The sequence below is a fragment of the Streptomyces sp. NPDC014882 genome (genome assembly GCF_043081325.1).
Lineage (GTDB): Bacteria > Actinomycetota > Actinomycetes > Streptomycetales > Streptomycetaceae > Streptomyces.
Genome location: NZ_JBIBWL010000007.1, coordinates 40,265 through 53,623, shown reverse-complemented (window position 1 = coordinate 53,623; position 13,359 = coordinate 40,265). Strand labels below are relative to the sequence as shown.

Below are 13,359 nucleotides of genomic sequence, written 5' to 3'. Positions count from 1 at the left end.
GGACCCGCTGACCGCCCCCGTCGACGGACTCGACGAGGCGCTGGCGGCGGTCGACGCCCTCGACCGGGCCCTCGTCGCGGGCCTGCTCCGCCCGCAGCCCGCCCGCGTCGCCGACCTGACGGAACTCGCCCGCGCCGTGGCCGGATCACCGCTGGCCGCCCGGGTCGCGGAAGCCGTCGAGAAGGCGGCGGCGGGAGCCGCGGGCGAGGACCACCTCGTCGCCCTCGCCGCCGCCCGCACCGCCCTCCTGGGGGCCGTCCACGACGCCCTGACGGCCCGCGCCGACGAGAGCACCGGCCGCACCCGCGGCGAGGCCGCGGCACCCGTTCCGGCGCCGCGGCAGACCGTCAACCTGCTGCTGGCCGCCCGGACCTGGCTCGCCGACCTCGCCCGCGCCGGCTGGCAGGGCATCGACCACGAACTCGTCGGATCGTCCGCGCAGATCGTCTCGGCGATGCTGCCCGATCCCGCCCTGCGCCGACTGGCCACCCTGCTCGACGGCTTCGCCGCCGAACTCGCCGCCTCCTGCCCCGGCGTCGCCCTGGACCGCTTCCCCGCCCGCCGCTGGGGCGACCTGTGGGCGCGCGCCCTGCTGCTGACCCGGCCCGGCGCCGCCGAGCCCGCGCCGACCGCCCCCGCCACCGGCCGTCTGCTCCCCCTCGGCGTCGACCTGCACGAACACGCGACGGCCGCCCAGGCGCAGGTCCACGCGGTGTTCGAACCGGCGGACGGCGGGGCGGCCCGCCTGGTGCGCGCGAGCGTCTCCGTGCCCAAGCCGGACACCGTCGTCGCGGCGGGCGTCTGGCAGCTCCTGCGGCCCCACCTGGCGCTGCTCACCGCCCTCGGCGAAGGCCGGTCCATGCAGCTCACCGACATGCCCCTCACCGAGGACGGCGACCTGATCTGGGACGACGACCGGGCCCACCCGGGTGAACCCGCCGACGCCTTCGCCGCCGCCCGCGTCGCCCTCCCGGCCGCCACGGCACCGCCCACCGCACCGCTGGACCGCCACCCCGCGCGCCTGGCCGAACCGGTGTTCCTGGAGGGCTACGAAGCCCGGCAGGACGGCGACTCCACGATCTCCTTCGCTTTCGCCGGACACACCCTCGCCGTGGACACCGACCGCATCCCCGCCGCCGGCCCCCTCACCCCCGCGGCGGTGGCCGCCTCCAGCGCCTGCATCGGCCTGCTGCGCTGGGACGACGGCGCGTTCCACCTCCAGCCGCTCGCCGTGGAGACCACGGTGCGCAGGAGGACCACCGCCCTCCAGGCGGGCGCCTGGGCGGGCGGCACCACCGACAAGACCGGCGCCAGGGCCGAGAAGGCCGCCACGGACGCCGTGACCGTCCTGCGGGAGCGGGCGGGAAGGCTGCTGCGCAAATGACCGGGACCGAGACCGAGAGCGGCGTCCGGCACACGGCCGAGACCGCGACCACCCCCCACGCCGACCACGCCGGCCACGACAACCGCCGGCAGGTCCTCTACTGGCGTCTCCTGGCCCGCCTCTTCGACCCGGAGGAGCAGGCCGCACTGGAGTCCGCGAGCCTCGCCGTCGTCGAGGACATCGGCCTGCCGCCCGCGCTGCTGGACCCGGGAGCCTCCGTCGACTCCGTCGTGCAGCGCCACCCGGAGCTGGCCGCCGAGTTCGACGGCCTGATGGTCCCCGAACCCGACCCCGACCCCGAACCCGATGCCGACCCGGCCGCCGGCCCCGGTGCCGACGACACCCGTGACCGCCCGGCCGAGGTGCGGCGCGCGGCCCTCGTCTCCAAGGTGCTGCTCAACGTCTTCGCCACCGGCACCGGAGCCGTCAGCGCGGGGCAGCTCGCACGCTGGCAGTCCGACGCCGGCTGGCTGGAGCGGGCGCTCGGCTGCTCGCCCGGCGACCTGCGCGGCGGACGGGCCGGCGGCGGCCGCGGCGCCGGCCCGACCGGCTCGGGCGGCAACGGCCGGACCCCCGACCTCAGCCGGCTGATCCCGCAGATCGGACCCGAACTCGGCGCCCTCGAAGGCGACCTGGTCAAGCGGATGCACCTGCGCGAGGTGCTCGCCGATCCCGCGCTCGCCGCCCGGCTCACCCCGAGCATGTCGCTGATCGAACAACTGCTGCGGGACAAGAACAACCTCTCCGGGGTCGCCCTCGCCAACGCCAAGGCGCTGATCCGCCGGTTCGTCGACGAGGTCGCCGAAGTGCTGCGCACCCAGGTGGAGAAGACCACGGTCGGCGCCCTCGACCGGTCCGTCCCGCCGAAGCGGGTGTTCCGCAACCTCGACCTCGACCGCACCGTCTGGAAGAACCTCACCAACTACAGCCCCGAGGAGGAGCGGCTCTACGTCGACCGCCTCTACTACCGGCACACCGCCCGCAGGACCACACCGCAGCGGCTCGTCGTCGTGGTGGACCAGTCCGGCTCGATGGTCGACTCCATGGTCAACTGCACCATCCTGGCCTCGATCTTCGCCGGGCTGCCGAAGGTCGACGTCCACCTCATCGCGTACGACACCCAGGCACTCGACCTGACCCCCTGGGTGCACGACCCCTTCGAGACGCTGCTGCGCACCCAGCTGGGCGGCGGCACCGACGGCACCGTCGCCATGGCCCTGGCCCAGCCGAAGATCGCCGAGCCGCGCAACACCGTCGTGGTGTGGATCTCCGACTTCTACGAGTGGCGCGGCGAGCCCCTCTACGACAGCATGGCCGCCCTGCACCGCTCGGGGGTCAAGTTCATCCCCGTCGGCTCGGTGACCAGCTCCGGCCGCGGCAGCGTCAACCCCTGGTTCCGGGAACGCTTCAAGGACCTCGGCACGCCGGTGCTCTCCGGTCACATCCGCAAGCTCGTGCACGAGCTGAAGACGTTCCTCACCTGAGACGCCCGCCGCGCCGACCTCTCCCTTCCTCTCTCCCCTTCTCCCTCTCCCGCCTTCCCGCCTTCCCGCCTTCCCCTTTCTTCTTCTCCTTCTTCTCCTCTTGCTCGCCCTTCCGTAGAAAGGCCTGTCGATGTCCGACCTGTTGCGCGCCCCCGCCGAGATCAAGTACGCCGAGGAACTGGACTGGCTGGAGTCGGTGGACGACAACCCCAAGCCGTTCTCCTGGCGGCTGTCGCCCAAGATGATCCGGCTGTTCGTCCTCGGCTCCGAGCGGGCGGACGGCCTCGACCGGGACGTCTCCCAGAAGTGGTTCGGCGACCGCAGCATCGTCGAGCGGGCCATCGTCACCCTCGCCTCCGACCGCGGCCTGCTGCTCATCGGCGACCCCGGCACCGGCAAGAGCTGGCTGGCCGAGCTGCTGGCCGCCGCCGTCTGCCGCAACTCCACCCAGGTCGTCCAGGGCACCGCCGGCACCACCGAGGACCACATCAAGTACTCGTGGAACGTGTCCATGGTCATCGCCAAGGGCCAGTCCCGCGAGTCGATGATCCCCTCGCCGATCATGACCGCGATGGAGACCGGCACGATCGGCAGGTTCGAGGAACTCACCCGCTCCACCAGCGACGTCCAGGACGCCCTGATCTCGATCCTCTCCGAGAAGTACATCTCGGTCCCCGAACTCGACAGCGACGGCATCGTGTTCGCCAAGCCGGGCTTCTCCGTCATCGCCACCGCCAACAGCCGCGACCGGGGCGTCAACGACCTGTCCTCGGCCCTCAAGCGCCGCTTCAACTTCGTCCGCATCCCCGTCGTGACGAACAAGAAGAGCGAGGCGGAGATCGTCCGCTTCCGCACCGAGGAACTGCTGCGCCGCCACCGGATCGAACTCGACGTCCCGCCCACCCTGCTGGACGTGCTGCTGCAGAGCTTCGCCGACCTGCGCGCCTCCGCCGCCGCGGCGGCCGGCGACGACGAGAAGCTGGAGTCCGCGCTGTCCACCGCCGAGCAGATCGGCGTCCTGGAGGACGCCGTCCTGCACGGCGACTTCTTCGGCGAGCGCGCCCTGACCGCGCGCACCCTCGCCGCCTCCCTGGTCGGCTCCCTCGCCCGCCGCGACCCCGAGGACCTCGCCATCCTCAACAAGTACCTGCACGGCGTCGTCGAGCCGCGCAGCAAGGAGGAGGGGGGCTCCTGGCCGGAGTTCCTGGAGGGCGGCCGCGACGCGATCGCGACCCTGTCGTGAGCGCCCCGCCCGAGGGCACGTTCGGTGCCCTGCGCACCCAGCTCCAGGACGCGGCGACCGCGTTCGCCGACGGCCCCGGCGCCCTGGAGGGGATCCTCCGCGGCATCGTCGACGACGTCGAGCGCGCCGTGCGCGAGCCGCTGGAGATCTTCCCGGTCTGCCACCACTCCCCGGCCTCGGCGCTCGCCATGGCCCGCCGACTGCGCGAGAAGCAGCCGAAGGTGGTCTACCTGGAACTGTGCGAGGACATGGCGCCCCTCCTCACCGAGCTGCGCAACTGCCGCCTCCCGGTGGCGGTCCAGGCGTTCGCGACCGAGGTGGATGGCTTCCCCGCCGACTGGTCGCCGCTGTCGGTGGTGGCCCCGGTCACCGAGGCCTCCGCCGAGTACCAGGCGATCGCCTACGCCCTCGACACCCCCGGCGTCGAGCTGGTCCTCGTCGACCGCTCCTCGGACCACGTCTTCCAGTGGGAGACCCCGCCCGCCGCGGACCCCGACCCCGACGCGCCGCCCGCCGACGAGGAGAGCGTCCTGCACGGCGACGCGGTCGGCGTCGAGATCGGCGACCTGCGGCCCCGCTTCGCCGAGCTGGAGCAGCACCTGCTGCGCCACGGCCGGGTACGGCACTGGTCGGAGTGGTGGCACCAGTACGTCGAACTGCCGCTCGGCGACAGCGACCACGACACCTACCGGCAGGTCATGCTGCTCATCGGCAGCCTCTTCCGGCGCCTGGCACCCGGCGACCGGCGCCGCGTCCGGGTCGACGAGGACCGCGAACGGTACATGTGGACGCGGATGCGCGAGCACCTCGCGGCCACCGGCACCGACCCCGCCGACTGCCTCTACGTCTGCGGCGCGTTCCACGCCGCCAGCCGTGTCGAGGAGTTCGGCGTCGACGGCAGCGACGGCTTCACCATCACCCCGCCCACCCCCACCACGTGGCGGCACGGACTCATCCCCTCCAGCCACGCCGCGATCGAGGCGCAGTTCGGCCTCGCCGCCGGATCGGTGTCCATCGCCGCCTCCGAATGGGCCAAGAACCTCAAGCGGACCGGCGTGCGGCCGTACCGCCTGGAAGGACAGGCCGGCACGAAGAGGAGCACCCGGCCGAGGAAGGCGGCCGTGCCCGCGCTCCCCGCCTCCCCGGCCCCGCCGGCCGACCGGCTCACCGGGTTCCTCCGGCGGCCGCCCGCCCTCGACCCCCTCGACGAGGCCGAACTGCTCGGCTGGTCGGTGGAGATCGTGCGGGCCGCGCGGCGCAACGGCTACCTCGCCTCCACCGCCGACGCCATCGCCGTGTTCGAGACGTCGATCCTGCTGGCCGGGATGCGCGACCGGGTCCGCCCGACGCCGTACGACTTCCAGGACGCGGCCGTCACCTGCATCGAGAAGGAAGCCGTACCGGGGCGGCGCGACGTCGGCCGGCTCGTCGAGATCATGATGGGCGGCGACCGGATCGGCCAGGTCGGCTACGACGCGCTGCCGCCCCTCGCCCGGGACGTCCACGACCGGCTCGCCCCGCTGAACCTCAAACTCCAGCAGCGCGGCGTGCAGCGCGCCCTGCTGGACATCGCCGGCCGGCCCGAACTGGAGCGCTGCTCCGACGTGCTGTGGATGCTGCGCCGGCTGCTGCCCCAGGGCGCCGCCCGGCCGATCATGGGCGACCGGCGCCTGGGGGAGCGCGCCATCCAGGAGTCCTGGGACCTGGCCCTGGGCACCCACCAGCGCGCCCTCATCGAGCTGGGCTACGAGGGCGTCAGCATCGAGCAGGTCCTGGAACAGCGCCTGCGGCGCGCCGCGTACGCCCCGCAGGCGACGGCGGCGCAGGTCCTGGAGACCGTGGAGGACGCCGTCCTCCACCTGCGCAGCCGCCGCCTCGCCGACGAGCTGGGCACCCGCGCCCTGGAGGTCCTCGCGGCGGAGCGCACCGTGGACGGCGCCCCCGAGGTGCTGCGCCGCGTGCGCCGCCTGCTGGCGTACTACCGCACCGCCGAGCCGGCCCTGCCGCCGTGGATCGAGTCCTTCGTCACGACCGGCTACGCGCACTACTGCACGCTGCTGCCGACGGCGTTCACCGACGAGGACGCCACCGTCCGGCAGGTCGCGGCCATGCTGGGGTTCCTCTTCGGCATGGAGGGCCTCGCCCTCTCCCTGGGCTGCGACCGCACGCAGCTGGAGCTGGCCCTCGCCCGGTCCCGTCCGGAGGAGCCGTCCCGCACGGCACTGCTGTGGGCGGCGCAGACCCACCTCGGCACGCTCTCCCGCACGGACCTGCGGGCCCGCTGCGACGAACTGCTCGGCAACCCCCTGGTGGTGCCCGCCTACCCGCGCTACCTCAGCGGGTTCGTGCACGCCCTGGAACCGGTGCCGCACCTGGCGGACTTCGTCGTCGAGGCGGTGTCGAACGCCTTCGCGCGGCTCCCGGACCCGGTGCTGCTGCCCTGGCTGCCGACGCTGATCACCAGCCTGCGGGCGGGCGGCGCGGAACTGGCCCCGCTGCTGATCCGCGAGGCGGGCCGCGTCTTCCCGGCCCGGCTGGCGGAACTGGACTCCTGGACACCGCCGTGGCGCGCCCCGCAGGAGCCCGCGGCCGTCCCGGCGGACCGGCCGGCCGGCGCGGCCCGCGGCGCCGCCCTCCTCCCCGCGCATCCGGCGACGTGCGACGCGCTGGCGGAGCTGCTCGGCTGCGAGGGCACCTGGGAGGGCCCCGCCGCGGACACCCCGCCGGGGGCCGCGCTCCTCACCGCCCACCCGGTGACCGCGACGGCGCTGGAGGCACTGCTGGCGGCCGGCTGACAAACGGCGGGCCGACGGCCGGCTGACGCGCGCCGGACTGACGCGCGCCGGACTGGCGCGCGGCGGGCCGGCGCACCGTGTCCGGACGGCGGTGCGCCGGCCCGTCCTCTGCCGGACGGACGCCCCCGGGCACCGCCCGGCGGTGAACGCCCGCCGCGGGAACGAGGGGAACGAGGAGAGCGAGGGGAACGAGGAGAGCGAGGGGAGTGGCGGGAGCGAGGGGAGTGGCGGGAGCGGTCCGACACCCGCCGTCACCGGTGCCGTCGCGGGACGTCGGCCCGACTCCGCATGCCAGTACGGGATTTGGGCATCCGTGCGGGCCGGCGTCCCCCGCCCGGGTCGTTCACGGGCACCCGCCGTGTGCGTACGGGCGCACCGGGCAGATCCTCCGTGACAGAACGCGCGAGGGCGAGGAGCACGCCGGTGACCGACGTCTGTTTCAGAGCCGATTTCGCCTCGGACCACCAGTGGGTCGCGGGCCACTCGTGGGCCTATCCCGACGGGGGGCCCGTCAACCCCGACGACAACAAACTCGATTACCTCGTGGCCGATCCCGCCTACTCGCGGACCGGCACCTTCCGGGCCACCCGACGCGACGACGGCCTCTGGGACACGGGACTGCTCACCACGGAAGGCAGCGACGAGGGCTTCATGGCCCGCACCGGCGACCGGCTCGAGGCCCGGGTGCGGCTGCCCGCCGAGACCGGGGCCTGGCCCGCCATCTGGACCTGGCGCGACGGCGACCAGGAGATCGACGTCTTCGAGTACCACCCCGACAACCCGGACCTGCTGGAACTCTCCAACCACGTCCGGGCCGCCCACCGCTACCACCGCGACGACGCGGTCGCCCCCGGCGCCTGGATCGACCTCGCCGTCGAGTTCGGCGCCCGCAACGTCGTGTGGTCCCTGAACGGCACGACGGTCTTCGCCGACCGGCGCGGCGTCGGATCGCGCTGGCACGCCTACCTCATCGTCAACCTCTCGGTGTGCGCGGGCCGTTACCACCCGCCGCCCGACCCGGAGGTGACGGAGATGTCCTTCGAGGTGGCCTCCCTCACCGTCCACCGCCACACCTGAGCCCGACGTCCCACGGCCCCGGCCCGCGTGCGGGCACTGTGCCACGGCCCGCGCCGCCCGGCCACCCGGGTGGTGCGGCCGGGCTACGGCGTCCCCCGAACGGCCCGCCCCAGGGGGACGCCGGACGCGGCGCGCGGTCTTCTGGAGGTACGCCCGACAGAAGGGACGAGCCGTGTACGAGATGAAGGTGGGCCTTGCGTCGGGTGGCGGTGAGCATGTGTGGCACGTGGTGGTCCCGCACCACGGGACGAGCCTGTGCGGCACCGATGTCTCCGCCACCGGCGCGACGGCCACGAACACCACCGACCGCCACTGCACCCCCTGCATGCTCCATCTGCAGACGCTGCTGGACGCCGACCGGAACTGATCCGGCCGGCCCCCCGCGGGAGCTCCCGCGCCGCGCCTCCCCCCGGGGCCCGTCGCCCGGGGGTACGGCCGACGGAGGGACGAAAAGGTGCGGGCGCCCGCGACACCGCATCAGATGGGAGGCATGCGAAGGCCCCTGAGAGCGGCGTTCGGCCGCCTGCGTCTGTACGCGACCGGTCTGCCGGTCGCCCTGTCCGTACTCCTCTCCACGCACCAGTCCATATCCCCGCCGGCCCCCGGCGGGGAGCCGCCCGGCGCCCCCGTCCCCGCCCGCGGGACCGCCCGCATGGGCATGGGCGTCGCCCTCCACGACGGCCGGACCGGCTCCCCCGACACCCGCGCGGCGACCCGGCCCGAGGGCGTCGACGTCTCCAGCCACCAGCGCGACGTCGCCTGGACGACGCTGTGGGCCTCCGGTGTCACCTTCGCCTACGTCAAGGCCACCGAGGGAACCTCCTACACCAACCCCTACCACGCCCAGCAGTACAACGGTTCCCGCGCCGTCGGCATGCTCCGCGGCGCCTACCACTTCGCGACGCCCGACACCTCCGGCGGCGCCGCGCAGGCCGACTACTTCGTCGACCACGGCGGCGGCTGGAGCCCCGACGGCACGACCCTGCCCGGCGTCCTCGACATCGAGTGGAACCCCTACGGCGACGCCTGCTTCGGCAAGACCCACGCCTCGATGGTCTCCTGGATCGCGAGCTTCCTCGCCCGCTACAAGGCCCGCACCGGCCGCGACGCCGTCATCTACACCGCCACCAGCTGGTGGACCCAGTGCACCGGCAACCACGCCGGCTTCGCCGCCACCAACCCCCTGTGGATCGCCCGGTACGCCGCCACGCCGGGCACCCTCCCGGCCGGCTGGGCCCACCACACCTTCTGGCAGTACACCTCCACCGGACCCACCGTCGGCGACCACGACCGGTTCAACGGCACCCCGGACGGACTGCGGAAACTGGCCACCGGCTGACGGCGACGGGCCCGCCGCACCGACGCCGGGCGTCCGACGACCCGGACCGCACCGGGCATGACCGGTCCGGTCCGGGGGACAGGCAGGACCATGCACACACACCGAGACGGACCCGACCGCGACCACCGCCGCCCCGAAGGGATGAGCGACGACACCGTGCGGGCCCTGGGCGCACTGTCCAAAGCACTGGAGACGACGGAGCGGGCCAGGGGCCACCTCTACGGATTCCACCAGCTGACCGGCACCGCCGACCTCCAGCTGGACGAGGCGGTCTCCCTCCTGCGCAGGGCCGGGCACGACGAATGGGCCGAGCAGGTCTCCACCGAGATCCTCGGCCGCAACGTCATCCCCGGCCACTGGACCTTCCAGATCGTCGAGGCCTACGACCGCACGTACTACGAGGCGTTCAAGCGGCTCGAGCGCGCCGCCGTCGACGAACTGGCCGAGGGCAGGGACCACCTCCACGAGGCGGAGATGAAGGAAGCCCGCCGTACCGCCGGCCATCCCGACCACACCGCCCGCCCGGAAACGGGGGAGACGCGAGGGTGAGTGGCCCGGCTCACATGGCACTCCGGTGACGGCACCGACACCATGGTCCCGTCACCGGCAGGCTGAAGGGATCCAGGATGTTCCGCAAGGTGCTGGTCGCCAACCGTGGCGAGATCGCGATCCGGGCGTTCCGCGCCGGCTACGAGCTGGGCGCGCGCACCGTCGCGGTGTTCCCGCACGAGGACCGCAACTCGCTGCACCGGCTGAAGGCCGACGAGGCCTACGAGATCGGCGAGCCGGGACATCCCGTGCGGGCGTACCTGTCCGTGGAGGAGATCGTCGGCGCGGCGCGCCGGGCGGGCGCGGACGCCGTGTACCCCGGCTACGGGTTCCTCTCCGAGAACCCCGAACTGGCCCGCGCCTGCGAGGAGGCGGGCATCACCTTCGTCGGACCCGACGCCCGCACCCTGGAACTGACCGGGAACAAGGCCAGCGCGGTCGCCGCCGCCAGGGCCGCCGGCGTACCCGTCCTCGCCTCCTCGCAGCCCTCCGACGACATCGGCGAACTGCTCCGCGCCGCCGAGGACATCGGCTTCCCGGTCTTCGTCAAGGCGGTCGCCGGCGGCGGAGGGCGCGGCATGCGGCGCGTCGAGGACCCCGACCGGCTGCGCGAGTCCGTCGAGGCCGCGTCCCGCGAGGCGGCGTCCGCGTTCGGCGACCCCACCGTCTTCCTGGAGAAGGCCGTCGTCGACCCCCGCCACATCGAGGTGCAGATCCTCGCGGACGGCGAGGGCGGCGTCATCCACCTCTTCGAACGCGACTGCTCGGTCCAGCGCCGCCACCAGAAGGTCATCGAACTGGCGCCCGCCCCGAACCTGGCACCGGAGCTGCGGGACCGGATCTGCGCCGACGCCGTCCGCTTCGCCCGCGAGATCGGTTACCGCAACGCCGGCACCGTCGAGTTCCTCCTCGACCGCGACGGCCACCACGTCTTCATCGAGATGAACCCCCGCATCCAGGTCGAGCACACGGTCACCGAGGAGGTCACCGACGTCGACCTCGTCCAGGCCCAGCTGCGCATCGCCTCCGGTGAGACCCTGGCCGACCTCGGCCTGTCGCAGGACACGGTCACCCTGCGCGGCGCGGCCCTGCAGTGCCGCATCACCACCGAGGACCCCGCCAACGGCTTCCGGCCCGACACCGGCCGCATCAGCGCCTACCGCTCGCCGGGCGGGTCCGGCATCCGCCTCGACGGCGGAACCACCCACGCCGGTACGGACATCAGCGCCCACTTCGACTCGATGCTCGTCAAACTCACCTGCCGGGGCCGGGACTTCCCGACCGCGATCAACCGCGCCCGCCGCGCCGTCGCCGAGTTCCGCATCCGCGGCGTGGCCACCAACATCCCCTTCCTCCAGGCCGTCCTGGACGACCCCGACTTCCGGGCGGGGCGGGTCACCACCTCGTTCATCGAGGAACGCCCGCACCTGCTCACCGCCCGCTCCTCCGCCGACCGCGGCACCAAGCTGCTCACCTACCTCGCCGACGTCACCGTGAACAAGCCGCACGGCGAACGGCCCGACCTGATCGACCCCGTCACCAAGCTGCCCCCGCTGCCCGACGCCGAGCCGCCCGCCGGCTCCCGGCAGCTGCTCGTCGACCTCGGGCCCGAGGGCTTCGCCCGCAGACTGCGCGAGTCACCGACGCTCGGCGTCACCGACACCACCTTCCGCGACGCCCACCAGTCGCTGCTCGCGACCCGCGTGCGCACCAAGGACCTCCTCGCCGCCGCCCCGGCCGTCGCCCACACCCTGCCCCGGCTGCTCTCGCTGGAGTGCTGGGGCGGCGCCACCTACGACGTCGCCCTGCGCTTCCTCGCCGAGGACCCCTGGGAGCGGCTGGCCGCCCTGCGCGAGGCCGTCCCCAACATCTGCCTCCAGATGCTGCTGCGCGGCCGCAACACCGTCGGCTACACCCCCTACCCGACCGAGGTCACCGACGCCTTCGTGCAGGAGGCCGCCGCCACCGGCATCGACATCTTCCGCATCTTCGACGCCCTCAACGACGTCGGCCGGATGCGCCCCGCCATCGACGCCGTGCGCGAGACGGGCACCGCGGTCGCCGAGGTCGCCCTCTGCTACACCTCCGACCTGTCCGACCCGGGCGAACGCCTCTACACCCTCGACTACTACCTGCGCCTGGCCGAGCAGATCGTCGAGGCCGGCGCCCACGTCCTGGCCGTCAAGGACATGGCCGGCCTGCTGCGCGCCCCGGCCGCCGCCACCCTCGTCTCCGCGCTGCGCCGCGAGTTCGGCCTGCCGGTGCACCTGCACACCCACGACACCGCGGGCGGCCAGCTCGCCACCTACCTCGCCGCGATCCGGGCCGGCGTGGACGCCGTCGACGGCGCCGTGGCCTCCATGGCCGGGACCACCTCCCAGCCGTCGCTGTCGGCGCTGGTCGCCGCGACCGACCACTCCGACCGCCCCACCGGCCTCGACCTCCAGGCCGTCGGCGACCTCGAGCCGTACTGGGAGGGCGTCCGCCGGATCTACGCCCCCTTCGAGGCGGGCCTCGCCTCGCCCACCGGCCGCGTCTACCACCACGAGATCCCCGGCGGGCAGCTGTCCAACCTGCGCACCCAGGCCGTCGCGCTCGGCCTCGGCGACCGCTTCGAGGACATCGAGGCGATGTACGCCGCCGCCGACCGCATCCTGGGCCGCCTGGTGAAGGTCACCCCGTCGTCCAAGGTGGTCGGCGACCTCGCCCTGCACCTCGTCGGCGCCGGCGTGTCCCCGGCCGACTTCGAGTCCCACCCCGACTCCTACGACATCCCGGACTCCGTCATCGGCTTCCTGCGCGGCGAACTGGGCACCCCGCCCGGCGGCTGGCCCGAGCCGTTCCGCACCAAGGCCCTGCGGGGCCGCGCGGAGGCCAAGCCCGTCACGGAGCTGACCGGCGAGGACCGGGAGGGCCTGGAGAAGTCCCGCCGCGCCACCCTCAACCGGCTGCTGTTCCCCGGCCCCACCCGCGAGTTCGACGCCCACCGCCAGGCCTACGGCGACACCAGCGTCCTGGACAGCAAGGACTTCTTCTACGGACTGCGGCCGGGCAAGGAGTACGCCGTCGACCTCGAGCCCGGCGTGCGGCTGCTGATCGAGCTGCAGGCGGTGGGCGAGGCCGACGAGCGCGGCCTGCGCACCGTGATGTCCTCCCTCAACGGCCAGCTCAGGCCCATCCAGGTCCGCGACCGGGCGGCCGCCTCCGACCTCCCGGTCACCGAGAAGGCCGACCGGTCCAAGCCCGGCCACGTCGCGGCGCCGTTCGCGGGCGTGGTGACCCTGGCGGTCGCCGAGGGCGACGAGGTGGAGGCCGGCGCCACGGTCGCCACCATCGAGGCGATGAAGATGGAGGCCACCATCACCGCCCCGCGCGGCGGCCGGGTCAGCCGCCTCGCCGTCAACCGCGTCCAGCAGGTGGAGGGCGGCGACCTGCTCGTCGAGGTGGGCTGAGCCGGCCGGGGCGGGCCGGTCCCGCCCCGGCCGTGC

9 protein-coding genes are annotated in these 13,359 nt (G+C 73.9%); all 9 read left to right on the top strand.

Annotation, left to right across the window (positions count from 1 at the left end; translation table 11 throughout):
* Positions 1 to 7: 7 nt before the first annotated feature.
* A complete protein-coding gene (locus tag ACF09K_RS18000) occupies positions 8 to 1,384 on the top strand; it encodes a hypothetical protein (RefSeq protein ID WP_392245084.1) in 1,377 nt (458 codons plus the stop codon).
* Positions 1,381 to 2,868 carry a VWA domain-containing protein gene (locus ACF09K_RS17995; RefSeq protein ID WP_392244623.1) on the top strand — a complete coding sequence of 496 codons (1,488 nt, stop codon included), beginning with the start codon at positions 1,381 to 1,383 and terminating at the stop codon, positions 2,866 to 2,868. Before ACF09K_RS18000 ends, ACF09K_RS17995 begins: the two co-directional genes overlap by 4 nt.
* A gap of 130 nt (positions 2,869 to 2,998) precedes the next feature.
* Positions 2,999 to 4,111, top strand: a complete 1,113-nt coding sequence (locus ACF09K_RS17990) for an AAA family ATPase (protein WP_392244621.1) — start codon at positions 2,999 to 3,001, stop codon at positions 4,109 to 4,111.
* Positions 4,108 to 6,906 (top strand): hypothetical protein, encoded by a 2,799-nt coding sequence (locus ACF09K_RS17985; protein WP_392244619.1) that lies wholly within the window; start codon positions 4,108 to 4,110, stop codon positions 6,904 to 6,906. Before ACF09K_RS17990 ends, ACF09K_RS17985 begins: the two co-directional genes overlap by 4 nt.
* Positions 6,907 to 7,329: 423 nt before the next feature.
* Complete coding sequence (locus ACF09K_RS17980) at positions 7,330 to 7,983, top strand: beta-glucanase (RefSeq protein WP_392244617.1); 654 nt, start codon at positions 7,330 to 7,332, stop codon at positions 7,981 to 7,983.
* A gap of 172 nt (positions 7,984 to 8,155) precedes the next feature.
* The gene (locus tag ACF09K_RS17975) at positions 8,156 to 8,350 is read left to right on the top strand and encodes a hypothetical protein (RefSeq protein WP_392244615.1); all 195 of its coding nucleotides are present in this window, start codon (positions 8,156 to 8,158) and stop codon (positions 8,348 to 8,350) included.
* Between the two features lie 123 nt (positions 8,351 to 8,473).
* A complete protein-coding gene (locus ACF09K_RS17970) occupies positions 8,474 to 9,322 on the top strand; it encodes a lysozyme (protein ID WP_392244614.1) in 849 nt (282 codons plus the stop codon).
* 90 nt (positions 9,323 to 9,412) lie between these two features.
* On the top strand, positions 9,413 to 9,871 hold the full coding sequence (locus ACF09K_RS17965) for a hypothetical protein (RefSeq protein ID WP_392244612.1): 459 nt from the start codon (positions 9,413 to 9,415) through the stop codon (positions 9,869 to 9,871).
* Positions 9,872 to 9,948: 77 nt separating this feature from the next.
* Complete coding sequence (locus ACF09K_RS17960; RefSeq protein ID WP_392244610.1) at positions 9,949 to 13,323, top strand: pyruvate carboxylase; 3,375 nt, start codon at positions 9,949 to 9,951, stop codon at positions 13,321 to 13,323.
* The last annotated feature ends 36 nt before the right edge of the window (positions 13,324 to 13,359 follow it).